Genomic DNA, 26671 nt, shown 5'->3' on the forward strand with positions numbered 1-26671 from the left:
GGTTCTCTGTTTTTGTTGTGCGAACACTGTATGCAATGTTTGGACTGCATGTCCATAGAGTTGTATACAATCAATCGAACAAGATACCCTCCATCGGCGTTACAAAAACAATCCGGCCGTCATGAGCCAGAACGCCAAAGGACCTCAAACAATGAAAAAGGCATTACAGGGCGCAACCGTTGCATTGACCCTTCTCGGCGGTGGGGAGGCCGTCGCGGTGGAATGGATGAACAACAGCGTAGGATTTCGCTACGGCCAACACTTCACCAATCCGAATAACCCCGATGACTTCAGCAAACGCATCTACAGCTTCACCCACGCCAGTGGCTACCAATACGGCAGCAACTACCTGAACCTGGATGTGTTCCTGTCCGACAGCCACGACCCGCGCAAGGGCACCGACCATGGCGGCAGTGAGGTCTATGCCGTTTACCGGCATCAACTGTATGCCTCGCGGGTGTTTGATGTGCCGCTCGGCACCGGGCTGATCAAGGATTACGCGCTGACGCTGGGCTTTGATGCCAACCGCAACAACAACGTCGCCTCAGCCAAAAAGCGCGCACTGGTGATTGGCCCGACGTTGAAGTTCAACACGGTCGGTGTGTTGGACCTGAGCCTGATGTACTACAAGGAAAAGAACCACACCGGCATCCCCGGCGCGCAGGAGTCAAACCATACGTTTGACGACACCTACATGTTCAACCTGACGTGGATGCGCCCGTTCGACATCGCCAACCATGCGGCGAAATTCCAGGGTTTTATCAATTACGTCGGAGAGAAAGGCGAGGACTACCATGGCCGCGACACCGCGCCAGAAACGCTGATGCGCACCGCGCTGATGGTGGCGGTGCGGCCGGGTAAAAGCGTGAAGCCGAACCTGTATCTCGGCGTGGGTTACGAGTACTGGCACAACAAGTTCGGCGTGGACGGCGGCCGGGGGACTCGGACCTCTACGCCAACGCTGAATATGGAAATCACCTTCTAGCCACTGAAGAAACCCAATCAACTGTGGGAGCTGGCTTGCCTGCGATGCAGACACCTCGGTACTTCAGAATCACCGAGCCGATGCTATCGCAGGCAAGCCAGCTCCCACATTTTTGATTGCATTTCAGCTTTAGGCGTTTGCCAGCTCCGAATCGTCCGTCTTCGGCCGCGCCAGCCAATAACCCAACACCGCCAACGGCGCAGTCGCCAGCATCACAATCACCGTAATCAACAGCGGCTGGTCAATCATCGACGACACCAGCAGGCTGCTGAGAAAGCACAGCCCCAGTTGCAAGGTGTTTTGCAGTGCCGCTGCCTTGCCGGAATTTTCCGCAAACGGCATCAGCGCATTCGCCACCACGATCGGGTAACTAGCGCCGTTGACCAGCGCCATCAGGCAGAACGGAATCAGCAAAGTGGTCAGGGTGGGCACGGTCAACGTGGCAACCAGGTACAACGCCACCATGCTGATGCAATAAGCCACCAGCAACCAGGGCAGCAGGGTTTTGCCCTGATAGCGCTGCAAGGCGCTGCGGCAGCTGTAACCACCAATCAGAAACGCCAACGTCGGCAGCACGTAGCTCAGGCCGATGTCATTCGGGCTGTAACCCATGTCGCCCAGGATGAAGGGCGAGGCTGTCAGCCAGGCAAAGAAACTGGCCGAGCAGGCAGCGAAGATCATCACGTTGCCGGTGAACACGCGGGAGGTCAGCAACTGCCCATAACCGAGGCGCGAAGGCTCGCCCTCCTCTGTCCGACGTTTCGGCATTTTGCGCAGGAACAACGTCGGCAGCAGCAACAGCAGCGACACGCCCAGCAGTACACCGAAGATCGCCTGCCAGCCGAAGTGATTCAACACCATGGCGCCCAGCAACGGCGCCAGGGCCGGTGACAGCGACATCAGCGGCATGATGCTGGCGAACACGCGATGCGCCTTGTCGGCCGGGTATCGGTCGATCACCAGGGCCTGCCAGCTCACCGCCGCAGAACACACGCCAATCGCCTGCATAAAACGCAACGCCAGCAGTTGCGGCGCGGTCTGGACCCAGAACATGCCCAGGCAACCCACTACAAACAGGCTCAGGCCCGCCAGCAGTACCGGCTTGCGCCCGAGGCGGTCGGACAACGACCCCCACAACAACTGCCCTACCGCAAAACCGGCGAGGAAAATACTCAAGCTGGCGCCCACGGCGCCCGCACTGATCTGCAACTGCTCGCCCATGGCGCCGAACGCCGGCAAGTACATATCCATGGCGAGATAACCGAGCATGCTCAGCCCCGCCAGGTACCACGTGAAACCAAAAGAATTTTTCATTGAAGCCTTGCTGAACCTGCCATCAAACTATTTGCTGACTGGCGCCTATTATGAAGCTGACAGTGAGTGTGTGAAGCGATAATAATTGGACACTCTTATCAAATAATTTGAAGGCAGCCGTAATGTGGTCCGAATACTCACTGGACGTCGTCGATGCCGTGGCACGCCACGGCAGCTTCAGTGCGGCCGCCCAAGAACTGCACCGCGTGCCTTCGGCCATCAGCTACACGGTGCGTCAGCTTGAGGAATGGCTGGCGGTGCCGCTGTTTGTGCGTCGCCATCGTGACGTGGAGCTGACCCCTGCCGGCCGTCTATTTATAGACGAAGCCCGCGGCGTGATGAAAAAAATGCTCGGTACACGGCGTTTGTGCCAGCAGGTGGCGAATGGCTGGAGCGGCCAATTGAAGGTTGCGGTGGACTCCATCGTCAAACCCCAGCGCTGTCGGCAGCTGGTGCTGGACTTCTATCGGCAGTTTCCCGAGGTGGAATTGCTGTTGGAGTACGAGGTGTACAACGGCGTATGGGATGCCCTGGCCGATGAACGCACCGACATTGTGATCGGCGCCACCAGTGCGGTGCCGGTGGCCAGCCACTTCACCTTTCGCGATATGGGCCTGCTGAACTGGCTGTGTGTGGTCAGCGCCAAGCATCCGCTGGCGGCGCTGGACGGCTTGCTCAGTGACGATCAACTGCGGCCGTTCGCGTCGCTGTGCATGACCGACACCTCGCGCAACCTGCCCAAGCGTGACACCTGGACCCTGGATAACCAACGCCGGCTGGTGGTGCCCAACTGGTCCTCGGCGCTTGATTGCCTGCGCGATGGCCTGTGCGTCGGCATGGCGCCGGCGCATCAGGTGTTGCCGTGGATCGAACGCGGCGAGCTGGTCGCGCTGCAATTGCGCCGGCCGTTCCCGGCCAGCCCGTCGTGCGTGGCCTGGGCGCAGAGCAAGTTGTCGCCGGCGATGAGTTGGTTGCTGGAGTACCTGGGCGACACCGAAACCATGAATCAGGAGTGGCTCAATGGCCCAGATCTGTGAAAGTCACACGGATTCGATATGGACTTGTGTGGGAGCTGGCTGGCCTGCGATGCAAGCGCCTCGGTCTTAATGTCAGACCGAGGTGATGCTATCGCAGGCCAGCCAGCTCCCACATTTTGATCGGGGGTTCAATCCAGCAGGCGGGCGATGGCCCTTACGATCATCTCCACTTCCTTGGCCTCCAGCGTCAGCGGCGGCAGCAGGCGGATGATCTTGCCGCGCGTCACATTGATCAAAAGTCCATGCTCGTGCGCTGCGCGGTAGGCCAGATCGCGATAAGGCTGTGCCAGTTCGATCCCGACCATCAGGCCTTGCCCGCGAATCGCCAGCACCTGCGGGTGCTCGCTTAACTCCACGCGCAGCCGCGCCAACAGCCGCTCGCCCTGTTGCGCGGCGTTCTGCAGCAAGCCTTGCTCTTCAATAATGTCCAGCACGGTGCAGCCCACGCGGCAGGCCAGCGGGTTGCCGCCGAATGTGCTGCCGTGGCTGCCGGGTGTGAACAGCCGGGCCACCGCGGCCCGGGCCAGGCAGGCGCCGATGGGCACGCCATTGCCAAGGCCTTTGGCCAGCGTCATCACGTCCGGCACGATGCCTTCATGCTGGAACGCAAACCAGGCGCCGGTGCGGCCGATGCCGGTCTGGATCTCATCGAGCATCATCAGCCAACCGTGGCGCGTGCAATGCTCGCGCAGGGCTTTCAAGTAGCCGGGCGGCGCTGGCAGCACGCCACTTTCGCCCTGGATCGGTTCCAGCAGCACCGCGGCAATGCGCGGGCCGAAGTGTTGCGTGATGGCTTCCAGCGCCGCCAGGTCGCCAAACCCAACCTTGAGAAAATCCCCCGGCAAGCGCTGAAACCCCAGGCGCACCGACGGCCCGTCGCTGGCCGCCATGGTGCCGAGGGTGCGCCCGTGAAACGCATTCTCCATCACGACCACCAGCGGTTCTTCGATGCCTTTTTTCCAGCCGTGCAGCCGTGCGAGTTTCAGCGCCGTTTCGTTGGCTTCGGCGCCGGAGTTGTTGAAGAACGCACGGTCAAGGCCAGACAACTGTGCCAGGCGCTGGGCCAGCCGTTGCTGCCAATCAATGCTGTAGAGGTTGGAGGTGTGCAGCAACAGGCCCGCCTGTTCACTGATCGCCGTCACCAGCCGAGGGTGGGAATGCCCGACATTGGTCACCGCCACACCGGCCACCGCGTCGAGGTATTCACGCCCCTGCTGGTCCCACAGGCGCGTGCCCAGGCCACGGGTGAAGCTCAGGGCCAAGGGTTGATAGGTGGTCATCAGGCAGGCGGCGGTCATGGTGGCAAGCTCCAGTGCATCATGGTGATGGCACCAGTATCGTTAGCCACCCGAGCTGGATAAACTGCACATTCCTGTAATGACTTTAAACCAAGGCTTGATAATGGATCTGTTCCAGGCAATGTCGGTGTACGTCAAAGTGGTCGAGACTGGCAGCATGACGGCTGCCGCGCAGGAGTGCGGGATGTCGACCACCATGGTCGGCAATCATTTGCGCGCCCTGGAGCAGCGCCTGGGCGTCAGTTTGCTCAAGCGCACCACGCGCAAGCAAAGCCTCACCGAATTTGGCGGGCAGTATTACCAGCGCTGCCTGGAGGTGCTGGGGCTGGTAGCCGACTCTGAGGTGTTGGCAGAGCAGGCCCACAGCGAAACGCCCAAAGGCAACCTGCGCATTACCGCGCCACCGGTATTCGGCACCGAACGCCTGACCCCCGCCCTGAGCGAATTTTCCCAACGCTATCCGCTGATCAACCTCTACGTGGTGCTCAGCAACGAGCGGATGGACCTGGTCGACAGCGGCTTCGACGTAGCAATCCGTCTTGGTGAGCTGGAAACCTCCAGCCTGATCGCCCGGCCCATGCAGGCCTACACCCTCACCCTCTGCGCTTCGCCGGATTACCTGGCACGCCGCGGCACGCCGCAGACACCCAATGACCTGCAGCACCATGACTGCCTGGCGTTCGCCTACCCGGCGACCGACAACTGGCGCGACTCCGACAAACTGTGGCGCCTGACCGGCGAGGAAGGCGAGGTGGAGGTGCCGGTGTCCGGGTCATTGACCATCAACAGCTCGCAGGGCCTGCGCCAGGCGGCCGTAAACGGCATGGGCATCATCATGCTGGCCGACGCCCTGGTGCAACCGGACCTGGAGAGCGGCAAGTTAGTAGCCTTGTTAACCGCCTACAGGCTGCCCTGCCGCCCCATGCACCTGCTTTACAGACAGGACCGCTACCGCCTGCCCAAGCTGCGCGCCTTTGTGGATTTCGCCATGGAAAAGTGGGCGCGCTAGAAGCCCACGCCCAACGCCCGCAGGCGCGCCGCGGTACGCTCGGCCGACACGTGATGGATGCCTTGCCAACCGAGGGCCACGGCCGCCTCGACATTGCCCGCCACGTCGTCGATAAACACCACTTCGCCCGGTTGAATATCCGGCAGATGGGCGCGCACCTGGCCGAGGCTCGCGTGATAAATCGCCGCGTCCGGCTTGATTTGCTTCAACTCGCCGGACACCACAATGTCGCGGAAATACTGCAGGAACGGGTAGTTGGCCCGCGCATAGGGAAAGGTTTCAGCCGACCAGTTGGTGAGCCCGAACAGCGGCATATCGGCTTGATGCAACGCCTCGAGAATCGCCACACCTTCGGGCAACGCGCCGCGCAGCATTTCGTGCCAACGGTCGTAATAGGCCTGGATCAAGGGTGCGTGTTCCGGGTACTGCTCGATCAGGTGGCGAGTGCCTTCGGCCAGGCTGCGACCGGCGTCCTGCTCGGTGTTCCAGGCTTGGGTGCAAATGGTGTCGAGAAAGTGTTGCCGCTCGTGATCGTCGGCAATCAACTGGCGGTACAGGTGGTGCGGGTTCCAGTCGAACAGAACACCGCCGAAATCAAAAACTACTGCACGAATCGTCATCAGATCCTCCGTTAGCGTGGCTTGATAGCCGTAGGAGTCTGGCAGATTAAGGGCAGTGGCGGGAGCGCGATGGCTTGCAGGAGGGTTTTGAATTCACACAAAGCAAATGTGGGAGCGGGCTTGCTCGCGAAAGCGGTGTGTCAGCCACTGTATTTGATACTGACATACCGCATTCGCGAGCAAGCCCGCTCCCACCTTTTTTGACCGTGTTTTAGGCCTGGATCAGGCCTTTGATCTTCACGGTCGGGTTTACGTCAGCGTCGTAGTCCACGCCGTCGATTTCAAAACCGAACAAACGCAGGAACTCAGCCTTGTAACCGGCAAAGTCGCTGATTTCGTTAACGTTGTCGTCAGTCACCTGGTTCCACAGCGCCGCCACGGCGTCCTGGACTTTGGGCTCCAGTTCAGCCAGGTCGGCACGCAGGCGGCCGTCGGCATCCAGCTTCGGCTCTTTGCCGTACAGGCTGTCCTTGAACAGGCCGTAGACCTGCTCGATGCAGCCTTCGTGGGTGCCCTGCTCTTTCATCACTTTGAACAGCAGCGACAGGTACAGCGGCATGATCGGGATCGCCGAGCTGGCCTGAGTGACCACAGCCTTGAGCACCGACACACGGGCGTCGCCCTTGAGTGCGGCGAGGTTGTCGCGCAGGGTCAGGACTTTCTTGTCGAGGTCTTTCTTGGCTTCGCCGATGGAGCCGTTCCAGTAGATATCCTGGGTCAGCTTTTCACCGAGGTAGGTGAAGGCGGTGGTCTTGGCGCCTTCAGCCAGCACGTCGGCGTCACGCAGCGCGTCGATCCACAGCTGCCAGTCTTCGCCGCCCATGACTTTCACGGTGCCGTCGATTTCTTCCTGGGTCGCAGGCTCAAGCGTGGTATCGACCACAACGCCTTTGTCGGTGTTGATACCGCGCAGGGTCACGGCCTTGCCGATCGGCTTGAGGGTGGAGGTGTGCACCACGCCTTGCGGGTCGGTACGGCGTGGCGCGGCCAGGCTGTACACCACCAGGTCGATTTTGCCGAGGTCTTTCTTGATGGTTTCGATGGTCAGGCGCTTGATCTCGTCGGAGAACGCGTCGCCGTTGATGCTCTTGGCGTACAGGCCTTTTTCAACGGCAAACTTCTCGAACGCTGCGCTGTTGTACCAGCCGGCGGAGCTCAGCTTGCCTTCTTCGCCTTCTTTCTCAAAAAACACACCCAAGGTATCGGCGCCGCAGCCAAACGCAGCACTGATGCGCGCGGCCAGGCCGTAACCGGTGGAGGCGCCGAGGACCAGCACCTTCTTCGGGCCGCCTTCGATGACGCCATGCTGGGTGACGTAGTCGATCTGCTCTTTGACGTTCGCTTCACAGCCAACAGGGTGAGCGGTCACACAGATAAAGCCACGAACCCGCGGTTTGATGATCATAAAATTTCTGCCTCTTCCAAGGTGCCGAAGGCCAATGGTGGCCATTCAACTTAATCGTACCGGTCTATGACGTCCAAAAAACCGAAGCGTCACGATAGTCGCAAATCTTCTGTTTACAAAATCCAATCCACAAAAGGCCGGATACGCCACCGCGCGGGTTAAAAACTGTGCCAGGCCTTCACAATTTCGCAATATTTAAAACGCCCAGCGCCGCCGGAACCCACTATCATGGCAACATTGTTTCGCTTTGTTTCAGGTTCGGAGCCACGCTTCATGAGTAAAAGTGCTGTTCAAAAAAAGCTGGTCTCAGCCGCCTGGGTGCTGGGCGTTCTGTTGTTCATGTACTGCTTCCCGCGCACCAGCCTGGTATTTCTGTTGCTGGTGCTGTTCTGCGGCATTTATGACTTCCTGCGCAACGGCCTGTACGACCGCGACACGATCAAGAAATACTTCGTTGGCAACGGCCGCAACACCTGGATATTGGCGCCGTTCAATACCCTGTTCGACCTGTTCAGCCTGCGCAACCGCCACGTCTACACCATGAGCGACCTGCCGCCCGCCTGGCGTGAAGACCTGCAACAGGTAATCGACGACGCCATGGCCCACAAGGACGAAATCATCGGTTACCTGGACGAACGCATGGCCGAGAAAAAGCGCGGCATGTTGTTTTTCCAATGGTATGGCCGCCCGATCGAAACCACGCTGGACATCCCGCAGCTGCGCAAAAAACTGCCGTTCGTGAAGACCATCGGGGTGTCGGTGTTCAACGAAAACCGCTCGACGTCGTTCCACTTCGGCCCGCTGCGCATGATGTTCCGAGTGCTCTACAACATGGCACCGGCGCCGCACCACGAGGGTGTTTACATCCAGGTGGGCAAACACAAGCATTACTGGCACGACGACCCGCTGTTTATCTTCGATGACACGCTGATGCACGCGTCCTTCAACAAGAACGACGCAAAGCGTTACTGCCTGTTCATCGATATCGTACGGCCGACCTTGCTGCCCTCCGTGCTCAACGCCGTGATCTCGGGCTTTGCCGGGCTGGTGTTTACCCTGCGTCGGGTTTTCTACAAAAACTGGAAGCTGATTCAGTAAGTTCTGCGGCATGATGGTGCTGGACGGAGTTTGCGCACGGCCTCATGCCTGCCAAACTGTGCGTCTCGTGCGACCGAGTTCGGCGCTCACCATTCTCCAGCCATCGCCACCCCTGGCGGGTGCGGTGGCTGTGCTTTCAAGGAATCAGAATGCCCCAACGTCAAGTCATCAATGCCTCCGTCAGCCCCAAGGGCAGCCTCGAAACCCTGTCCCAGCGTGAAGTCCAGCAACTGAGCGAAGCCGGTACCGGCAGCATCTACACGTTGTTCCGCCAGTGCGCTTTGGCCATCCTTAACACTGGCGCGCACATCGACAACGCCAAGACCATCCTCGACGCCTATAAAGACTTTGAAGTGCGTATCCATCAACAGGATCGCGGCGTACGCCTGGAACTGTTGAATGCGCCGGCCGACGCCTTCGTCGATGGCGAAATGATCGCCAGCACCCGCGAAATGCTGTTCAGCGCCCTGCGCGACATCGTCTACACCGAGAACGAGCTGGACAGTCAGCGCATCGACCTGAGCAATTCCCAGGGCATCACCGACTACGTGTTCCACCTGCTGCGCAACGCCCGTACGTTGCGTCCGGGTGTCGAGCCGAAAATCGTGGTGTGCTGGGGCGGCCACTCGATCAATACCGAAGAATACAAATACACCAAGAAAGTCGGCCACGAACTGGGCCTGCGCAGCCTCGACGTGTGCACCGGTTGCGGCCCCGGCGTAATGAAAGGTCCGATGAAAGGCGCGACCATTTCCCACGCCAAACAGCGCATCACCGGCGGCCGCTACCTGGGCCTGACCGAGCCGGGCATCATCGCTGCCGAAGCGCCAAACCCGATCGTTAACGAGCTGGTGATTCTGCCGGACATCGAAAAACGCCTGGAAGCCTTCGTGCGCGTCGGCCACGGCATCATCATCTTCCCGGGCGGCGCCGGCACGGCTGAAGAGTTCTTGTACCTGCTGGGCATCCTGATGCACCCGGACAACCGCGACGTGCCGTTCCCGGTCATCCTCACCGGGCCGAAACACGCGGCGCCGTACCTGCAACAACTGCATGCCTTCGTCGGTGCCACCCTCGGCGAAGCGGCGCAGGCGCACTACCAGATCATCATCGACGACCCGGCCGAAGTGGCGCGCCAGATGACGGCCGGGCTCAAGGCCGTGAAGCAGTTCCGCCGCGAGCGCAACGACGCGTTCCACTTCAACTGGCTGCTGAAGATCGACGAAGGCTTCCAGCGCCCGTTCGACCCGACCCACGAAAACATGGCAGGCCTGCAACTGAGCCACGCCCTGCCGCCCCACGAACTGGCCGCCAACCTGCGCCGCGCGTTCTCGGGGATCGTGGCCGGTAACGTCAAGGACAAGGGCATTCGCCTGATTGAGCAGCACGGCCCGTACGAAATCCACGGCGACCCGGCCATCATGAAACCGCTGGACGAGCTGCTACAGGCGTTTGTCGCCCAGCACCGCATGAAGCTGCCGGGCGGTGCCGCGTATGTGCCGTGTTATCGCGTGGTGCAATGAATTAGCGCTGTACCGCAACACATTTGATTTCCACCAGTAACCCGGGATGCGCCAGTTCTGACACGCCAATGGTCGTCCAGGCGCAATGCCCGCGTGGGAACAGGCGGTTTTTCACCTCGCGAAAAACCGCCATGTGCTGGCTCATATCAACGTGATAGGTGGTCATGTCGACCACGTCTTCAAAACCGCAGCCGCCCTCCTCCAATACGTGCCGCAGGTTCTCCCAGGCGGCGATAAATTGCGCCTCGGGGTCTGCTATCACGGCCAATTCCGGCGTGCGGCCGACCTGGCCTGCGCAATACAAAGTGTTGCCAACTTTTACGGCAGGCACGTAGCCCGCGCGCTCTACGATGGGTTGCATGGCGGGCGGGATGATGCGGTGGCGGTCGGTCATAGCTTGTATCTCTTAGGGTCTCTGAAAAGCGTGTGAACGTGAAAACGTCGAGCTAGGGTTTTACCTGTTCCCACCCACGTCTACCAGCGAGCGACCTATGGACCAACGGATCTTGTCCTTCATCAATCCTTACCTTAGGGTAAGGAAAATTACGATGGAGATCTTCACTATGGCGACCGCCACACTGACTTCAAAAGGGCAAATCACCATCCCGGTCCAAGTCAGGACCGCACTGGGTCTGGAAACCGGCGACCGGGTTGAGTTTGTCGAAACGGAAGACGGCAAGTTTTCCATCATTGCCGCGAGCAAAACCGTTCAGGACCTCAAAGGGTTGATCCGCAAGCCCGCCCAGGCCGTGTCGATTGACGACATGAACCGCGCCATCACTGCGCAGGGAGCAAAAGCGCAATGATCGGCCTGGATACCAATGTGCTGGTGCGTTATGTCACCCAGGATGATCCCGTTCAGTCCCCCAAGGCGTCCGAGCTGATCGAATCGCTCACCACGCTTTCGCCGGGTTTCGTCAGCCTGGTGTGCGTGGTGGAACTGGTATGGGTGTTACAAAGCTGCTACCAATCGGCCAAGAGTGATGTGGTGACGGTTCTGGAAACGCTGCTGCGTACACGTGAATTGACCGTCGAACATGCCGAGATCATCTGGCAGGCACTGCGACGATTCACGGCGGGCAAAGCCGAGTTTGCCGACTACCTGATAGAGCGCTGTGCCCATGCGGCAGGCTGTGAATACACCGCCACCTTTGACGTCAACGCGGCCAAGGCCACCGGGATGAAGCGCTTGGCCTGACCGGCAGCGTTGCAGCGAATTGCGGGCTTTGGTAAAAACCGCCCCTACCCTTGATCGAGAGAAACCCAACGTGCGCACGCTTTTGCTCGCAGCCTTGGCCCTGACGCCGACCTTTACCCTGGCCGACACCATCGCCTGGCCCGACCTGCCGCAAACCTGCTTCGTCAGCGGCCGGCCCGCCACCAGTGTGGATGTCGACACTGGCTGCGCGGCGTTCCTGATCAATGTGCAAGGCAAGGCGGCGGGCACGCCGATCAAGCTGGATATTCCCCAGTACGCCCTGCATGTGGACGAAGCCACCGGCAAGGAAACGCCGGTGATCATCATCCAGGCCGAAGAAAACGGCGAGATCAAGGCCGTGGGCTACAAGGAATTGGGCACCGATCAGCTCGGTGCCGCGTTGCTGCGGGAGGTTCGGCTGCTGGGCACCCAAAAGCCGACCTAGCGTTTTTTTGCAGGCGCGAACCCGCTCACGCCTGCGGCCAGGCGTTCGGCCAAGATTCAGCGAACCCAGCCACCGCCCTGCCAGTGGTAACCGTCATTGCGCTGTACCCAGTGCGGATGCACATAACGATAGCCTTCGCGCACTTGCTCCCAATGGCCGTGCACCGCGACGTATCGCCCGCCAGCCCAACGCCAGTAGCCGCGTGACCAGACATAACCGTAGCGCGGCGCAGGTTCCACCTCGATCACTTGAACCGGCGGCGGTTGCGGCGCGACCACTTCGACATACTCACGCTGTACCGGCCCGCGCTCATGCACCACACGCTCTTGCACACACCCGGACGCTGCGACGACAACCGCCGCCAATGCCGCATAACGTAGCAACATACAAAACCCTCGGGCGCGTACGCCCAGCACCTGCACCAATAAAAAATGCCCCCATGTTTCAGCCGCGCTCCTGCTTGGCTATGGGATCTTTTTAACAGGTGATGTCTGTCGGCTTGCTGAACCTGCAGACCTCAGGAAGCACAGGCGACGGTCGGTTGTTTCAGACGCACCAGCCCCAGCCCCGCCACCACCACCGCAATACCGGCGTAGGTTGAGCCCTGGATCGCATCGCCAAACATCAACGCCGCCCACACCAGGGTGACCGGTGGCTCCAGATAGACCAGCGCTGCCACGTGGGTCGCTGTCATTACCCGCAACAACATCCACAAGCTCAAATAGGCGACGAATGTGGAAAACACCGTCAGCCAGACGATAGAGATCAACACCTCCGAGTCATGAGGAACACTGAAGGTGCCGGTATAGAGCACGGCGCCGGAAAAGCCGATCAGCGTCAGCAGCGACTGGATGAACAGCGGCAACACCAACCCCGCGTGCTGGCGCTGCGCGGTACGGCGCTCATACAAGGTCGCCAGCGTCAGCCCCAGCGCTGCGGCCAGTGGCAACAAGTACATGACAAAGCCGACGCTCCGCCCGCCACTGCTGTACTGCCCGGCAATCACGATGGAGACGCCGATAAAGCTGATCATCAACCCGATCCACTGCCAGCCACCGCTGCGCTCGGCAGCGCTGCCGGTCGACAATGCCGCCGTCATCAATGGCTGCAGCGCCGCGATGATGGCCGCAATGCCGGGCGGCAAACCATTTTGGATCGCCACATACAGGCAACTCAGGTAGAGGAACTGCGACAGAAAGCCGATCACGGCGTAGTGGCGAATCTGAGCCCAGGTCACCTTCAACAGCTTCACGTTCAAAAACAGCCCCAGGCACACCGACACCAGCAGGAAGCGCCAGAACAGCAGGTTGAATGCCCCGCTGCCTTGCGTACCCAACTTGGCGCCGATGTAGCCGGAGCTCCAGGACAGCACAAACGCCACCTGCAACAGCAGCCGTTTCAAGGTTGATCGCGTCATGAGACCTCCCGTCAGTGCGCGTTGACTGAAAGGCTAAGGGCCGCGCATTATTCTGTATATTTGAATTACTTGCATAACAAATTCGTAATAGTGGAATCATGGCCAAACAACTGAACATCGACTTGTTACGCACTTTTCACGCCGTGGCGCGCTTTCGGCGCTTCAACGAGGCGGCCAAGCATGTGCACCGCAGCGCATCGACCGTGACCACACAAATTCAAAAGCTTGAGGAGCAAATCGGCCAGCGCCTGTTCAGCCGCAACAACCAGGGCGTGGAGCTGACCCTGTATGGCCAGAAGCTGCTCGGTGAAACCACCGAGTTTCTCAAGAGCCATGACCTCCTGCTGATCGCCCTGATGCCACAGCGCATGCAGGGCAAGATTCGTCTGGGCATTCCCGATACCTATGCGCCGGCGTTCATGCAGGCGTTTTTACCGCGCTTGATCGCCGACAACCCCTTGCTGGAACTGGAAGTCGAAGCGCGCACCAGCGGTGAGCTGCTGAATATGTTTGTGGCCAACCAGCTCGACCTGGCCATCACCGTCAGCGCACAACCGCTGGCCCAGGGCGAACGCCTGGGGCCGGTGCAGCCGTTGTGGGTGGCGGCCGAGGGCTTCAGTTGCGCGCCGAATGCGGCGCTGCCGATCACCGTGCCGGTTGCCGGCTGCCCGTACCGTGCGGCGGCGTTACAGGCGCTGAAGGATCACGGGATTTACCACCGGGTATTGCTGGAGAGCCCCAATTCCACGGCAGTCGAGGCCTGTATCCGCAGCGGCGTGGCGGTGGGGTTGATCGAAGAAAGCCGCATGGGCAGTGGGCTGACGCAAAAGATTGCAGGGTTCGAGTTACCCCCACTGCCGGTGCATCATCTGTACCTGCTGTGCGACAGCAGCAATGCACTGGCCCTGCATCTGTATGCGCAGGTAAAACAGGGCTTCCACATTTGAGCCCTCACGCCTGGCCGAAGCGCGCCAGCACCGCCTCGACAAACCGCCGCAACTTGGCGGTGCGCTGCCGGTTGGCGGTGTAAACCAAGTGCATGGGGCGGCTGGGCGCCTCAAATGCCGGCAGTACCCGCACCAACTCGCCCCGGGCCAAGGCCGGACGCAGGAAGTCTTCGGCGCCCAGCACGATGCCGAAGCCATCCAGTGCCGCCGACATCAACGCCCGGCTTTCGTTGATTTGAAGGCGGCTGGCGACCTGCACCGTGTAGGGCGTCGCGCCTTGGTGGAAGACCCATTCACGGTCCGCCGGGCGTGACCAAAAGGCGTAGCCCAGGCATTCATGTTGCGCCAGGTCTGCCGGGCACTGTGGCGTCCCTCGCTCCGCCAGATACGCCGGCGCCGCGCACACCACCAAGCGATAAGGTGCCAAGGGCCGGGCCGTTAAACCGGTGGCGCCCAAAGGGCCGATACGGAACGCCGCCTCATAGCCTTCCTCCACCAAGTCGACGAAACGATCCGTGAGGTGCAGGTCAATTTCTACGTCCGGGTTGTCACGCAAAAACGCGGTAATCAGCGGCATCAGGCTGTAGGAACCGAAGGTGACCGGGGCGGTGACTCTCAGCTTGCCGCGCGGCGTGTCATTCATGATTTGGGCGAGCGAATCGGCAGCCTCAGCCTCCGTCAGGATATGTTTGCAGCGTTCGTAGTACGCGTGCCCCAGTTCCGTCAGGCTTTGCCGACGCGTGGTGCGGTTAAGCAAGCGCGCGCCGAGGCGTTGCTCCAGCGCGGCAACATGCTTGGCAACCATTTGCGCGGACATGTTCAAGCGCTCGGCGGCGCGGGCGTAAGAGCCCAACTCGGCGGCCATCACAAAGGCATGCATGCTTGAAAGACGGTCCATCATTCCCTACTCCCAGTAACAACACCCACGCCAAAACGCTCATTTATCGCCAGCTAGTTGCCAATCATCATAACTGCTCGATGACTTACGAGGAGCAAGACCATGAAGATCGGCGTGATTGGAGCAGGTTTCATCGGGCGAGCCGTGGCACAGCTGGCGCTGGCCGCCGGGCATGAGGTGATGTTAAGCAACTCCCGTGGCCCGCAGACCATGAGCAGCGTGCTCAGCGGCCTGCTCGGCGTTGAGGTGGGCAGTGCCGAGGACGCCGCCCGGTTTGGCGACGTCGTGCTGGTGGCCATTCCGTTTGAACATTACCGCAGCGTGCCCGCGCAATGGCTGGAAGGCAAAACGGTGCTGGACGCCAACAACTACTACCCCAACCGCGACGGGCATATCGCCGTGCTGGACCGCTTTGAAACCACCACCAGCCGGCTGCTGGCCGAGCATCTACCGCATTCCCACGTGGTCAAGGTGTTCAATGCGATTTTTGCCCCCGACCTGACGCAAGACGCCCGCCCCCACGGCGCGCCCGCCCGCCGTGCACTGCCGGTGGCCGCCGATGACGCCGCAGCGAAGGCGCAAGTAATCAAGCTGCTCGACGAGCTCGGTTTCGACGCCGTAGACGCAGGAGGGCTGGATGAAAGCTGGCGTTTTGAGCGGGCAAAACCTGCGTACTGCGTGCCGCTGGACCAAGCGGGTTTAACTGCGGCGCTGGCAGCTGCCGAACGCACGGTGGAACTGCCGCCGGTCGAACGCGTGCGCGCCTGAACACGCGCGCACAAAAAAGCCCGCTGACCGTGACCGGTTCAGCGGGCTTCTTACAGCGGTTTGACCTTTGGCTTACAGCGCTAGGTCAGACGCCGGCTTGCTCGGCTCAGCCGCAGGCTTGGCAGCCTCGGTGGCTTCGGTCGCCTTTGGCGCGTTCAACTGCGGAATCGCAGGCGGTGGGGTCAGTTGCAGGATGCCGGCAGTGTAAGCCCACTCCTTCGCAACAGCCTCAGGGCTGTCATTCAGCTTGGTGCCGTAGCTCGGTACGATCTGGTGCAGTTTGGCCTGCCACTCAGGGGTCGCGACCTTGTCCTTGAACACTTTCTGCAGCACGGTCAGCATGATCGGAGCCGCGGTCGACGCGCCTGGCGATGCACCCAACAGGCCTGCGATGGTGTTGTCGGCGGAGCTGACCACTTCGGTACCGAGTTTCAGGACGCCGCCCTGCTCTTCGTCACGCTTGATGATCTGCACGCGCTGACCGGCTTGCCACAGGCGCCAGTCTTCTTTCTTGGCGTTCGGGAAGTACTCTTTCAGGGCGTTGTAGCGGTCGTCATCCGACAGCATCAGTTGGCCGGCAAGGTACTCGACCAGTGGGTATTCACGAATACCGACTTTGGTCATTGGCCAGATGTTGTGGGTGGTGGTGCTGGTCAGCAGGTCCAGGTACGAGCCTTCTTTCAGGAACTTGGTCGAGAAGGTTGCGAATGGGCCAAACAGAATCACACGCTTGCCATCCAGCACGCGGGTGTCCAGGTGCGGAACCGACATCGGTGGCGCGCCAACCGAAGCCTTACCGTAGGCCTTGGCCAGGTGCTGCTCGGCAATCGTTGGGTTATCGGTCACCAGGAACGAACCGCCCACTGGGAAGCCTGCGTATTCCTTGGCTTCAGGAATGCCCGACTTCTGCAGCAGGTGCAGTGCACCGCCGCCGGCGCCGATGAACACGAACTTGGCGTCGGTTTCAGTCTTGGTGCCGTCTTTCAGGTTTTTGTAGCTCACACGCCACGAACCGTCGGCGTTTTTGGTGATGTCCTGCACTTCGCTCGACAGTTTCAGGTCGAACTTAGGGGTGGTTTGCAGGTGGGCAACGAACTGGCGGGTGATCTCGCCGAAGTTCACGTCGGTGCCGATCGGGGTCCAGGTGGCCGCGATTTTCTGGTTCGGGTCACGCCCTTCCATCATCAGCGGAACCCACTTGGCGATTTGCGCCGGGTCTTCGGAGTACTGCATGCCAGCGAACAGCGGGCTCGCTTGCAGGGCTTCGTAGCGTTTTTTCAGGAACTTGATGTTGTCATCGCCCCACACGAAGCTCATGTGCGGTGTGGAGTTGATGAACGAACGTGGGTTCTTCAACACGCCCTGCTGGACCTGCCAGGACCAGAACTGACGCGAGATCTGGAACGCTTCGTTGATCTCGACCGCTTTCGGGATCTCAACGGTGCCGTCCTTGTTTTCCGGGGTGTAGTTCAGCTCAGCCAAAGCCGAGTGACCGGTACCGGCGTTGTTCCAGCCGTTGGAGCTTTCTTCGGCCACGCCATCCAGGCGCTCGACCATCTCCATCGACCAGTCCGGCTGCAGCTCGTTGAGCCATACACCCAGGGTCGCACTCATGATGCCGCCGCCGATCAGCAGCACATCGACTTTCTTTGCCTCTTCCGCGTGAACGGAGGTGATCCCCATCGACAAAGCCAGCCCCAGCAGGGCAGTGTTTACTTTTTTAAACATCAGTAGCACCTATGATAAAACGCCATCCGCCCTACCGCCCCTGAGCATGGGCAACCCTCTATCACGCCGCGCCAGGCAGCGCGCCGCGGGGTTTGCACATTCACGAGAGAGCCGCAGGGTGGGCACACAAGGCCGACGTATCGACCTCACTGTTTATGTCCCTTCTGCGCTGACTTTTTATCATTATTGGCTTCAGCTACCTGGGCGACAGCCAATCGCCGGGACGTATACGGGTGTACGTGCCGGGAAAGACTAGACCAAGACGGCGCGCAGAATATCACGCCAAAGAGCGTTTATGCGCCGTTTGGCCAATTGACAGCTCTAAATCGCGGCTTTTAACGCGCCGCTGTCAAGCCAGGCAGGCGCGACGTGGCGTCACAGGTGGCTAGATGAAACTGAACTCTGCTGCAAACGGCTGTTCTAGACACCTTCGCCGCTGCTTGCGTAGCATCGGCGGCTGTCCTTCGTGCAATCTTTCCAAACAGAGTTACCCATGACTATCCAGCAAACACCCGGGCACGTTCTGCCCGCGCGCAGCGCCGCCAAAATGGAAGCTGCCATGGCCGTGGGCGCCTTCGCGATCGGCACCGGCGAATTCGCCATCATGGGGTTGATGCCCGACATCGCCCACAATTTGAATTTGAGTGAACCGCAAGTCGGCCACGCCATCAGCGCCTACGCCCTCGGCGTCATGGTCGGCGCGCCACTGCTGGCCATCCTCGGCGCCAAATTGCTGCGCAAACACATGCTCTTATTGCTGATGGGCCTGTACGCGCTGGGCAACCTCGCCACCGCCTTCACCCCGACCTTCGGCTCGCTGGTGGCCTTCCGCTTTATCAGCGGCCTGCCCCACGGCGCCTACTTCGGCATCGCCGCTGTCGTCGCCTCCAGCATGGTGCCCAACGACAAACGCGCCGGCGCCGTGGCCCGTGTGATGATGGGCCTCACCCTGGCGATGCTGCTCGGCAACCCCATCGCCACCTTCCTGGGCCAACACCTGGGCTGGCGCTCGGCGTTCGCCCTGGTCAGCGCCATCGCCCTGTGCACCATCGCCCTCGTCTGGCAATTCGTGCCGGACCGCCGCGACGAACCACGCAGCGACCCGCGCAAAGAACTGCGCGCCTTCACCAAACCCCAAGTGTGGATGGCCCTGTCCATCGGCGCGATTGGCTTTGCAGGGATGTTCTGCGTCTTCAGCTACCTCGCCCCGACCATGCTCGAAGTCACCAAAGTGTCACCCCAGTGGATCCCCTTCGGCCTCGCCGCGTTTGGCGTCGGCGGCATCATTGGCAACATCGCCGGCGGCAAACTGTTCGACCGTATGCAATTTCGCGCCGTGGGCTGGATTATGGTGTGGTCGATGGCCGTACTGATCTTCTTCACCTTCGCCGCCAGTGCGCTGTGGAGCGTACTGCTGGGCATCGGTTTGGTCGGCACCATGATTGCCATGGCCGCGCCGCTGCAAATCCGCCTGATGGACATCGCCCACGAAGCGCCGAGCTTGGCGGCGGCGTCGAACCACGCGGCGTTTAACCTGGCGAATGCGCTGGGCCCGTGGTTTGGCGGGATGGCGATTACGGCGGGTTATGGCTGGACCAGCACCGGTTACATCGGCGCCGCGACAGCGTTGGTCGGCCTGGGCATCTACCTCATCGCCCGCCGCATGAAAGGCGGCCACTGACACGTCCCAGACCAACACACCCCTAAGGTGGGCATTCTAAAGGTGGGAGGGGGCTTGCCCCCGATAGCGGTGGGCCAGTCAACACACCTCTGACTGCCCCACCACCCCCTCAATCATCATGCAACAACCCCGCCCCATACTCCCCATAACTACTCCCCAGCCCACTGCCGCCAAAATTCATCTTGGCAGCCTTGCTCGGGCTATGGTCCCCAAACGCCTGGCACCCGCCAGTAAAACAAGGGTCACCACTCCCGCCCGACGACCCCGTCGAACAAGCGCCCAACAGCAACGTGCCAGCAATCAGCGCGACTTTAACCAAGTTCGAGATCATGTTTTCAGTTCCCTATGGGCTGGAGGTGCGGGGGGCGTCTCTTAAGTGGGAGCGTAGTCCTCAACGGTGCAGGGAATTATGAAACTTTGCTGGGTGACAGCATGGGTTCAGGTTGCCGCCTTGGGGTGAGGCGGCGGAGGTTGAGGGTCAGGCTGTGCCGGCAGGCGCGACTTGCTCTTGGGCTCGGGCGACGAGTAGAGCGCTTAGGTCGATGAGTTGTTGGATGCCGAGGAGGATGGCGCGGTGCGGGTCTTCGAGGTCGAAAGTCAGGGTGGCGGTCATTTGGTTGGCGGAGTCGAGGTTTTCGGATGCGTTGGCTAGGAGGGTTTCGGTGTCGATGTTGGGGCTGACGGAGAATAGGTTGCTGGGTGGGTGCTCTGTGATTGCGTCGTCGTCAGATGGCGGCAGGTAGTAATGAATTACTCGCTCGGCAGCCGCTCGTAGCTTGGCATCGACGGGCGCGGTATTTTGATCGACATGAGGGTTGCGTGATTTGTGAGGCATGGGCGAAGCTCCAGATATTTTCGGGCATTAAAACGCCTTAGCAATACGGACTTCCACCTCCGGCCGCTGGGTTGCAGCGGCTTGAGGAGGTTAGCTAGAGAGGGGCCGATGGGCAAGCCTAGATGAGTGTGGGAAAACTCCTAGCGATATCACGGGCTGCCCCCGTTATCAGTGAATTAAGTCACTCGGTAGCAATATTATTACATTAAGCTATACGGGATATAACCACCATATGCCCAGATCAACGTGCCTACCACGGTCATAAAAACTCCTGTCATTTCAGTGCGAAGCTCTTTTTCCAAGCGTACTCGCGCAGCCTCTCTATTGGCGGCCACAATTTCAACTAATTTTTCTTCCGAAACTGGTGGACCTGTGACACCAGTACTATTATATGCAATCTCTTCACGCCTGAGATATTTATCAACAGTTGTAAATTTTATGATGGAGAAAAGCCCAAAAATTGTTACAACCCCTCCTGACGCAGAAAAAACAGACATGTCATTTAAGTGCCGACCAATAAAGAACGATAAACCGACATAAAAAATCAAAACAACAAGAGAAACTCGAGAGTCAAGGGTTGCGAGCATGCATCTACAAACTTTATCCATCAAATTATTATTCTTAGCGGCTTTGCTTTCTTGCATCAGCTTTTGCTTAAAAAAACTATCCATCCAATGCTTGGCAGTCATGACCGCCACGACTGGAAGAATAGTCCAAAGAACAATAAAACCTGGGGAATTTCCATGTGAAAAAACCTCGACAAATTTTGGTTCCTTGCCCACAACCCCGTAGACATAAATACTTAGTAATTCCGCTATGAGCTGAGTAACATTAAGAGTTGCCATAATACAAAGAAACGCTGGAATCAGGACCCCCATAATATATGAAAGAAAGCCATCAGGATTTCTTTTCGAAACATATAAACCTACAACCATAAGAGCAACAGCGCTTATGTATGCATAAAATGCCATCCATAGATCATTCTCGTAAGTCAACCACGTTAGACACGCCCCAACAATAGCTGCCAATACAATTGAAAAAGTATCCAAAAGCATTAACTTAAATCCAGCAACCAGTGACGACCCAATTCCAAAAAGATTACAAAACCAATTATTTTCGCGCAAAGAAACACCCCATATTTAAAAAAGTATCAAATCCGCCTACGTCTTCAGAGCAATCGTAGTAGCCGTCAGAGTCTACGTAGCTCACACGAGGTGCAGCATATGCGTAGTTTTTGAAAAGGTTGTCTGTTGCTGGCGCGCTTAAAGAGCTCGCTAGCACTCCCATTCCCACTAGCCCCCCATGACCAGTTCTTTAATCATGAACTCATTTCCCTATGCCGTCGCAAACCGATTAGTGGCTGAATGCTACCAACCCTGCTCTGCCCTGTCTCCCTCAATCCAGCACAACGAAATGTAAGTGAGATATCGGGGGTCAGGCCACGATACCTGACGCAATGGTCTGCTTTTGATCCTTGGCGTATCTCACATGAGGCAACGTTACGTTCTACGAGATCACAAGCGCACCACTCACCTCCCCCACACCCAAGACCCATCCCTGATAAACTGCGCCCCATTCACCCCGCTAACTCAGATCCCCAATGCCCCTACAAACCGCTCCCCTCTCCCGCCGCTTCTCCGTCGCCCCCATGATGGATTGGACCGATCGCCACTGCCGGTACTTCCTGCGCCTGCTCTCCAAGCACGCCCTGCTCTACACCGAGATGGTCACCACCGGCGCGATCCTGCACGGCGACCACGACCGCTTCCTGCGCCACAACGAAGCCGAGCACCCGCTTGCACTTCAGCTGGGCGGCAGCGTCCCCGCTGACCTGGCTGCCTGCGCGCGTATGGCTGAGGCTGCCGGTTACGATGAAGTGAACTTGAACGTCGGCTGCCCGAGTGATCGGGTGCAGAACAATATGATCGGCGCGATTCTGATGGCGCACCCTGCGCTGGTGGCGGATTGCGTGAAGGCGATGCGTGATGCGGTGTCGATTCCGGTGACGGTGAAGCATCGTATCGGGATCAATGGGCGCGACAGTTATGCCGAGTTGTGTGATTTCGTTGGGACGGTGAGGGATGCGGGGTGCACCAGTTTTACGGTGCATGCGCGGATTGCGATTCTGGAGGGGTTGTCGCCGAAGGAGAATCGCGACATTCCGCCGTTGCGCTATGACGTGGCGGCGCAGTTGAAGCAGGATTTTCCGGAGTTGGAGATTAATCTCAACGGCGGGATTAAGACGCTGGAGCAGTGCCAGGCGCATTTGCAGGTGTTTGATGGGGTGATGTTGGGGCGGGAGGCCTATCACAATCCGTATTTGCTGGCGGAGGTGGATCAGCGGTTGTTTGGCAGTGCGGCGCCGGTGATTAGTCGGGCGCAGGCGTTGGCGCAGTTGCGGCCTTATATTGCGGAGCATTTGGCCAGTGGTGGGGTGATGCATCACATTACCCGGCATGTGCTGGGGCTGGGGACTGGGTTTCCGGGGGCGCGTAAGTTTCGGCAGTTGTTGTCGGTGGATATTCATAAGGCGAGTGATCCGCTGGCGTTGTTGGATCAGGCTGGGGAGTTGTTGGAGGGGCGGTGATGGTTTCTGAGTGTCAGTTGGGTTATTTGGGGCTGACAGGCCGCTTTCGCGAGCAAGCCCGCTCCCACAGTTTTGGGTGATGGGTGTCAGGGTGGCTGGGCTGTTGTGGCGAGCAGGCTTGCCCTGCGTTGGGCTGCGGAGCGGCCCTAAACCTATGAATGTGTTTTAACTGAAAAGTCGCATCAGCCTTACTGGGGCCGCTGCGCGCCCCAACGCAGGGCAAGCCTGCTCGCCACAGGGAGCCTGCTCTCCACACCAAGCTTGCTCTCCACAGGGAGGCGGCTTCCACAGGGCCGCGTTGTCCGTAGGGCAGTTGGGTTGAACCTGTCGGCGGTTTTGGTCTCCTAGTTAGCAGTACGGCCGGTGATTCAAACGGCTGTTTTCAGGTTGTTGCCCTCGCAAACGATCGAACGCATTTGCGCCCTTGAGCGCCTGCCGGCGCTCGGGTAATGTCATCAGACCCACAGGACAGAGCACGCCCATGACTTCCAAGCTGGAACAACTCAAGCAATTCACCACCGTTGTAGCCGATACCGGCGACTTTTCCACCCTCGCCAAGCTCAAGCCGCAAGACGCCACTACCAACCCTTCCCTGCTGCTCAAGGCCGCGTCGATCCCAGGCTATGCCAAGCTGCTGGATGAGTGCGTGAAGGACTGCAACGGCGACGTGGGCCTGGCCAGCGACCGTTTTGCGGTGGCGGTAGGTCAAGAGATTCTGAAAGTCGTGCCGGGCCGTATTTCCACTGAGGTGGATGCGCGTCTGTCGTTCGACGAAGCCGCCATTCTCAAGCGTGCGCACCGTCTGATCGACCTGTACGACAAAGCCGGCGTCAGCCGTGACCGTGTGCTGATCAAGATCGCCTCCACCTGGGAAGGCATCCGCGCGGCAGAGAAGCTGGAAAAAGAAGGCATTCAAACCAACCTGACGCTGCTGTTCTCGTTTGCCCAGGCCGTGGCCTGTGCCGAGGCTGGCGTGTTCCTGATTTCGCCGTTCGTAGGCCGTATCTACGACTGGTACAAGAAGGCCAACGGTAACGACTACACCGGCTCGGATGATCCGGGCGTGCAGTCGGTGACGCGCATCTACAACTACTACAAGGCCAATGGCTACAAAACGGTCGTGATGGGTGCGAGCTTCCGTAACCTGAGCCAGATTGAAGAGCTGGCCGGCTGTGATCGCCTGACCATCAGCCCGGACCTGCTGGAGAAGCTGGCGGCCGATGACGGCAAGCTGGAGCGCAAGTTGGCGCCAGGCCATGCCGGCGAAGCGCGCGTGCATTTGACTGAAGCGCAGTTCCGTTGGGAGTCCAACGAGGACGCGATGGCGACTGAGAAGCTGGCGGAGGGGATTCGTCAGTTTGCTCGGGATCAGGAGAAGCTTGAGGCGCTGTTGACTGCCAAGCTGTAAAAGCGGCGGTAGCAAAAAGGGCGGCACCCTTGCGGGTGCCGCCCTTTTTTGTGCCTTTCGCTGGTCCCAAGCCAAGCGCAGCTCAACTGTGGGAGCGGGCTTGCTCGCGAATGCGGTCGGTCAGCTAAAAATTTACTGACTGACACACCGCTTTCGCGAGCAAGCCCGCTCCCACATTTGGATTGGGTTTCAACAGGGAGCCTAGTGGCGTTCCAGGGCGTTCACGAGGTCGTGGAAGGCTTCGCGGTTGGACTCGTTCAGGCCCATCAGGATCTTGTGCGCTTCGAGCACCTTGACCCGTACCACTTCTTCGGACTGGTCTTGCGACGGCAGGTCGGTCAGGCATTCCGGGCACGGGATCGGGCGGTCAACGATGTTGAACACCTGGTCAAAACCCATGGACTGCAGCAGCCGGGTGATGTCTTCGTGGGTGGTGACCACAGTCGGCAACAGGCCGACCTTCTGCCGAGACAGAATGGACAACTTGGCCAGCAGGCCCAGGGTGGTGCTGTCGATGCTGCGGGTTTCGGTCAGATCGATCACGATCGCCGAGAAATTCAGGGCAGTGAAAATCCGCTCAATCGTTGCATCCAGCGCCGAACACAAGGTCAGGCGCACTTCACCGACAAACTTCAGGACGAAGGTCCCGTCTTGCTCGGCGAATTGGATTCTTCCGGTACTCATCAAAGATTCCTGCTCAACACCAATAGGGCGATATCATCCGGCATCTCCCCTAGCGTGGCCAATCCAAAAACCTGCCGCAGGCCATCCAGGCTGCCGCCCGCCGACTTGACCTTTTGGGGCAAGGCGGCTTCTTTCTCTTTGAGTGTAGGCTCTGGAAGAAGGTCCAGGATGCCGTCGGACATCAGCGTCAGGCTGAAGGTCGGCGGCAGTTCCAGGATGTGGTCTTCGTAGGTGGCTTCATTGAACAAGCCCACCGGCAGACCACGGCCTTCCAGGTAACGCACACTGTCTGGAGTGTATAAAACCGGCATCGGCAGGTGACCGCCGATGCTGTAGGTCAAAAGACCGGTTTCTTCATCTATAACGCCGCCGACCATCGTCACGTGCTTGCCCAGCTTGCAGCTGATCAGGCCTCGGTTGATGTGGCCCAGCACCTCGGAGGGTGTGAACTCCGGCAAGGTGCCATTGCGCTTGGATTCGAACAACAGCCGTGTGGTCATGAACTTCAACAACACGGTGACAAAAGCTGAGGATGCACCGTGGCCGGAAACGTCGGCCAGGTAGAACGCCACACGCCGCTCATCCACACGGAAATAATCGACAAAATCACCCGACAGGTACAACGACGGGATGATCTGGTGCGCGAACTTGAACTCATCAATGGTCCAGGGGCTCACCGGCAGCATGTTCATCTGCACCTGGCGACCGGCGTTCTGGTCTTCCTGAAGCAGGTTGAGGCTGGCTTCGAGTTCGCGGTTGGCGGTTTCGAGCTTTTCGCGGTAGCGCTGGTTTTCCAGCAGCAGGCGGGCACGGTCGAGTGCGCGGCGCACCGAGTGCTCCAGCACGGCCAGGTCTTCCAGGGGCTTGATCAGGTAATCGGCGGCGCCCAGGCGCAGGGCCTCGACGGCATCGTTCATCACGCCGGCACCGGACACGACAATCACCGGCGTCTGCGGGGCGAGCTCAGTCACCTGGCGAATCAGCTCGAGGCCGCCCATCTGGGGCATGCGCAGGTCGCAGATCACAAGGTCGGGCTTGTCGCGCTCGAATACCTGGAGACCCTGTTGGCCATTGCTGGCCTGCAGGACGCTGAAGCCACTGTCTTCCAAATAGGCCGCGAGGCTCGCGCGCACTACTTCGTCGTCATCGATTATCAGCAGCGTGGCACTGGTTTTTTGCATGTGGGCAAACGGCGCCAGAATTAGGTTGGCGTAGGCGGCTCGGCAATGGCCGGGCTCACGTACTGGATTCGCTTTCTAGCCACTCTGTCCTACAAAGCACTGGGATTTTGCCCATGCACAACGGTAAAGCAGAGGTGCCCTTCTAAGGCGCAGACGGTACTCCCATCCGTCAGGGGTTTCAAGCTCATGCCGATGGTCGCCGGGCGTCTTTACACCGCAAATCACCGGGAGTTATAAGAACACCCACGACCACAACACAAAGTAAGGATGGAACCCGTGAGCGAACACGAGCGCGACTACGCCGAAAAACGCGATTTCATCCGCATGCGAGTGGATGCCGATGTATCGCTGATCCACGCTGGGCAGGAGATTGCAGGGGTCTGCGTGGACCTTTCCAGCTCCGGCATGCAGGTTGAGGCGCCCCGCCAGTTTCAGGTAGGCGACCGGCTGACCGTGCGCATTGACTCAGAGCACGCCGCCCTCGCGGGCCTGGAGGCAGATACCGAAGTGGTGTGGGCCAAAAACGAGGGCGAGCGCCAGCACCTGGGCCTCAAGATCCTGAAAATGCACTAAAAGCTGCGCACAAAAAGGCGACCGCTCGGGTC

The 26671-nt window shown here is 59.5% G+C and carries 28 protein-coding genes; 14 read left to right on the top strand and 14 right to left on the bottom strand.

Annotation, left to right across the window (positions count from 1 at the left end):
- Window positions 1-151 precede the first annotated feature (151 nt).
- Window positions 152-985: a nucleoside-binding protein gene (locus tag ACM530_RS01700; RefSeq protein ID WP_416364141.1), complete on the top strand. Its 834-nt coding sequence runs from the start codon at window positions 152-154 to the stop codon at window positions 983-985.
- Between the two features lie 129 nt (window positions 986-1114).
- Here the strand turns inward: ACM530_RS01700 and punC are convergent, their stop codons facing one another.
- On the bottom strand, window positions 1115-2299 hold the full coding sequence (gene punC, locus ACM530_RS01705) for a purine nucleoside transporter PunC (RefSeq protein WP_416364142.1): 1185 nt from the start codon (window positions 2297-2299) through the stop codon (window positions 1115-1117).
- A gap of 122 nt (window positions 2300-2421) precedes the next feature.
- Between punC and punR the strand changes: the two genes are divergently transcribed.
- Window positions 2422-3336, top strand: a complete 915-nt coding sequence (punR, locus tag ACM530_RS01710; RefSeq protein WP_145163111.1) for a DNA-binding transcriptional activator PunR — start codon at window positions 2422-2424, stop codon at window positions 3334-3336.
- A gap of 128 nt (window positions 3337-3464) precedes the next feature.
- Here punR and ACM530_RS01715 read toward each other — a convergent pair whose 3' ends face one another.
- Window positions 3465-4634, bottom strand: coding sequence for an aspartate aminotransferase family protein (locus tag ACM530_RS01715; RefSeq protein ID WP_145163109.1), 1170 nt, complete (start codon window positions 4632-4634; stop codon window positions 3465-3467).
- Window positions 4635-4737: 103 nt separating this feature from the next.
- Here ACM530_RS01715 and ACM530_RS01720 point away from each other — a divergent pair, with 103 nt between their 5' ends.
- Entirely contained in the window at window positions 4738-5643 is a 906-nt protein-coding gene (locus ACM530_RS01720; protein WP_145163107.1) for a LysR family transcriptional regulator, read from the top strand.
- Here the strand turns inward: ACM530_RS01720 and ACM530_RS01725 are convergent.
- Both ACM530_RS01725 and fabV read right to left on the bottom strand, forming a co-directional pair.
- Window positions 5640-6263, bottom strand: coding sequence for an HAD family hydrolase (locus ACM530_RS01725; RefSeq protein WP_145163104.1), 624 nt, complete (start codon window positions 6261-6263; stop codon window positions 5640-5642). The genes ACM530_RS01720 and ACM530_RS01725 overlap by 4 nt on opposite strands.
- Window positions 6264-6474: 211 nt before the next feature.
- Window positions 6475-7668: an enoyl-ACP reductase FabV gene (gene fabV / locus ACM530_RS01730; protein ID WP_369300595.1), complete on the bottom strand. Its 1194-nt coding sequence runs from the start codon at window positions 7666-7668 to the stop codon at window positions 6475-6477.
- 273 nt (window positions 7669-7941) lie between these two features.
- Here fabV and ACM530_RS01735 point away from each other — a divergent pair, with 273 nt between their 5' ends.
- The gene (locus ACM530_RS01735; RefSeq protein ID WP_369300596.1) at window positions 7942-8766 is read left to right on the top strand and encodes an aspartyl/asparaginyl beta-hydroxylase domain-containing protein; all 825 of its coding nucleotides are present in this window, start codon (window positions 7942-7944) and stop codon (window positions 8764-8766) included.
- Between the two features lie 149 nt (window positions 8767-8915).
- Window positions 8916-10289, top strand: a complete 1374-nt coding sequence (gene ppnN / locus ACM530_RS01740; protein WP_145163099.1) for a nucleotide 5'-monophosphate nucleosidase PpnN — start codon at window positions 8916-8918, stop codon at window positions 10287-10289.
- 1 nt (window position 10290) lies between these two features.
- Here ppnN and ACM530_RS01745 read toward each other — a convergent pair whose 3' ends face one another.
- On the bottom strand, window positions 10291-10683 hold the full coding sequence (locus tag ACM530_RS01745; RefSeq protein ID WP_416364143.1) for a RidA family protein: 393 nt from the start codon (window positions 10681-10683) through the stop codon (window positions 10291-10293).
- Window positions 10684-10837: 154 nt separating this feature from the next.
- On the opposite strand from ACM530_RS01745, the gene ACM530_RS01750 reads away from it, so the two are divergent.
- The 3 genes from ACM530_RS01750 (at window position 10838) to ACM530_RS01760 (ending at window position 11932) form a co-directional block, all read left to right on the top strand.
- Complete coding sequence (locus ACM530_RS01750) at window positions 10838-11095, top strand: AbrB/MazE/SpoVT family DNA-binding domain-containing protein (RefSeq protein ID WP_416365071.1); 258 nt, start codon at window positions 10838-10840, stop codon at window positions 11093-11095.
- Window positions 11092-11487 carry a PIN domain-containing protein gene (locus tag ACM530_RS01755; protein WP_242193902.1) on the top strand — a complete coding sequence of 132 codons (396 nt, stop codon included), beginning with the start codon at window positions 11092-11094 and terminating at the stop codon, window positions 11485-11487. Before ACM530_RS01750 ends, ACM530_RS01755 begins: the two co-directional genes overlap by 4 nt.
- 70 nt (window positions 11488-11557) lie before the next feature.
- Window positions 11558-11932 (top strand): hypothetical protein, encoded by a 375-nt coding sequence (locus ACM530_RS01760; RefSeq protein WP_106576900.1) that lies wholly within the window; start codon window positions 11558-11560, stop codon window positions 11930-11932.
- A gap of 56 nt (window positions 11933-11988) precedes the next feature.
- Here the strand turns inward: ACM530_RS01760 and ACM530_RS01765 are convergent, their stop codons facing one another.
- Window positions 11989-12318 (bottom strand): YXWGXW repeat-containing protein, encoded by a 330-nt coding sequence (locus ACM530_RS01765; RefSeq protein ID WP_106576901.1) that lies wholly within the window; start codon window positions 12316-12318, stop codon window positions 11989-11991.
- A gap of 131 nt (window positions 12319-12449) precedes the next feature.
- Complete coding sequence (locus tag ACM530_RS01770) at window positions 12450-13349, bottom strand: DMT family transporter (protein WP_416364144.1); 900 nt, start codon at window positions 13347-13349, stop codon at window positions 12450-12452.
- Between the two features lie 98 nt (window positions 13350-13447).
- Between ACM530_RS01770 and ACM530_RS01775 the strand changes: the two genes are divergently transcribed.
- On the top strand, window positions 13448-14296 hold the full coding sequence (locus tag ACM530_RS01775; RefSeq protein ID WP_416364145.1) for a LysR substrate-binding domain-containing protein: 849 nt from the start codon (window positions 13448-13450) through the stop codon (window positions 14294-14296).
- A gap of 4 nt (window positions 14297-14300) precedes the next feature.
- Here the strand turns inward: ACM530_RS01775 and ACM530_RS01780 are convergent, their stop codons facing one another.
- Window positions 14301-15197: a LysR family transcriptional regulator gene (locus ACM530_RS01780; protein WP_416364146.1), complete on the bottom strand. Its 897-nt coding sequence runs from the start codon at window positions 15195-15197 to the stop codon at window positions 14301-14303.
- 99 nt (window positions 15198-15296) lie between these two features.
- On the opposite strand from ACM530_RS01780, the gene ACM530_RS01785 reads away from it, so the two are divergent.
- The gene (locus ACM530_RS01785) at window positions 15297-15962 is read left to right on the top strand and encodes an NADPH-dependent F420 reductase (RefSeq protein ID WP_404487385.1); all 666 of its coding nucleotides are present in this window, start codon (window positions 15297-15299) and stop codon (window positions 15960-15962) included.
- A 72-nt stretch (window positions 15963-16034) separates the two neighbouring features.
- Here the strand turns inward: ACM530_RS01785 and mqo are convergent, their stop codons facing one another.
- Window positions 16035-17690, bottom strand: coding sequence for a malate dehydrogenase (quinone) (gene mqo, locus ACM530_RS01790; RefSeq protein WP_124416773.1), 1656 nt, complete (start codon window positions 17688-17690; stop codon window positions 16035-16037).
- A 493-nt stretch (window positions 17691-18183) separates the two neighbouring features.
- On the opposite strand from mqo, the gene ACM530_RS01795 reads away from it, so the two are divergent.
- Window positions 18184-19371 (top strand): MFS transporter, encoded by a 1188-nt coding sequence (locus ACM530_RS01795; protein ID WP_416364147.1) that lies wholly within the window; start codon window positions 18184-18186, stop codon window positions 19369-19371.
- A gap of 109 nt (window positions 19372-19480) precedes the next feature.
- Here ACM530_RS01795 and ACM530_RS01800 read toward each other — a convergent pair whose 3' ends face one another.
- From ACM530_RS01800 to ACM530_RS01810, 3 genes are all read right to left on the bottom strand, one after another.
- Window positions 19481-19702, bottom strand: coding sequence for a hypothetical protein (locus tag ACM530_RS01800; protein WP_416364148.1), 222 nt, complete (start codon window positions 19700-19702; stop codon window positions 19481-19483).
- Between the two features lie 147 nt (window positions 19703-19849).
- Window positions 19850-20206, bottom strand: a complete 357-nt coding sequence (locus ACM530_RS01805; RefSeq protein WP_416364149.1) for a DUF6124 family protein — start codon at window positions 20204-20206, stop codon at window positions 19850-19852.
- A 200-nt stretch (window positions 20207-20406) separates the two neighbouring features.
- Window positions 20407-21330, bottom strand: a complete 924-nt coding sequence (locus ACM530_RS01810) for a hypothetical protein (RefSeq protein ID WP_416364150.1) — start codon at window positions 21328-21330, stop codon at window positions 20407-20409.
- A gap of 476 nt (window positions 21331-21806) precedes the next feature.
- Here ACM530_RS01810 and dusA point away from each other — a divergent pair, with 476 nt between their 5' ends.
- Window positions 21807-22793, top strand: a complete 987-nt coding sequence (dusA, locus tag ACM530_RS01815) for a tRNA dihydrouridine(20/20a) synthase DusA (RefSeq protein ID WP_416364151.1) — start codon at window positions 21807-21809, stop codon at window positions 22791-22793.
- Between the two features lie 481 nt (window positions 22794-23274).
- Window positions 23275-24201 (top strand): transaldolase, encoded by a 927-nt coding sequence (gene tal, locus ACM530_RS01820; protein WP_416364152.1) that lies wholly within the window; start codon window positions 23275-23277, stop codon window positions 24199-24201.
- A gap of 201 nt (window positions 24202-24402) precedes the next feature.
- On the opposite strand, the gene rssC is transcribed toward tal, so the two are convergent.
- Together rssC and rssB are read right to left on the bottom strand one after the other, a co-directional pair.
- Window positions 24403-24885 carry an anti-sigma factor antagonist RssC gene (gene rssC, locus ACM530_RS01825; protein WP_003172602.1) on the bottom strand — a complete coding sequence of 161 codons (483 nt, stop codon included), beginning with the start codon at window positions 24883-24885 and terminating at the stop codon, window positions 24403-24405.
- Complete coding sequence (gene rssB, locus ACM530_RS01830; protein WP_159954928.1) at window positions 24885-26066, bottom strand: two-component system response regulator RssB; 1182 nt, start codon at window positions 26064-26066, stop codon at window positions 24885-24887. The genes rssC and rssB overlap by 1 nt, the downstream gene beginning before the upstream one ends.
- A 276-nt stretch (window positions 26067-26342) precedes the next feature.
- Between rssB and ACM530_RS01835 the strand changes: the two genes are divergently transcribed.
- Window positions 26343-26639, top strand: a complete 297-nt coding sequence (locus ACM530_RS01835) for a PilZ domain-containing protein (protein ID WP_145163063.1) — start codon at window positions 26343-26345, stop codon at window positions 26637-26639.
- Window positions 26640-26671: the final 32 nt, after the last annotated feature.

This window comes from Pseudomonas sp. NFX183 (genome assembly GCF_047943075.1).
GTDB lineage: Bacteria > Pseudomonadota > Gammaproteobacteria > Pseudomonadales > Pseudomonadaceae > Aquipseudomonas.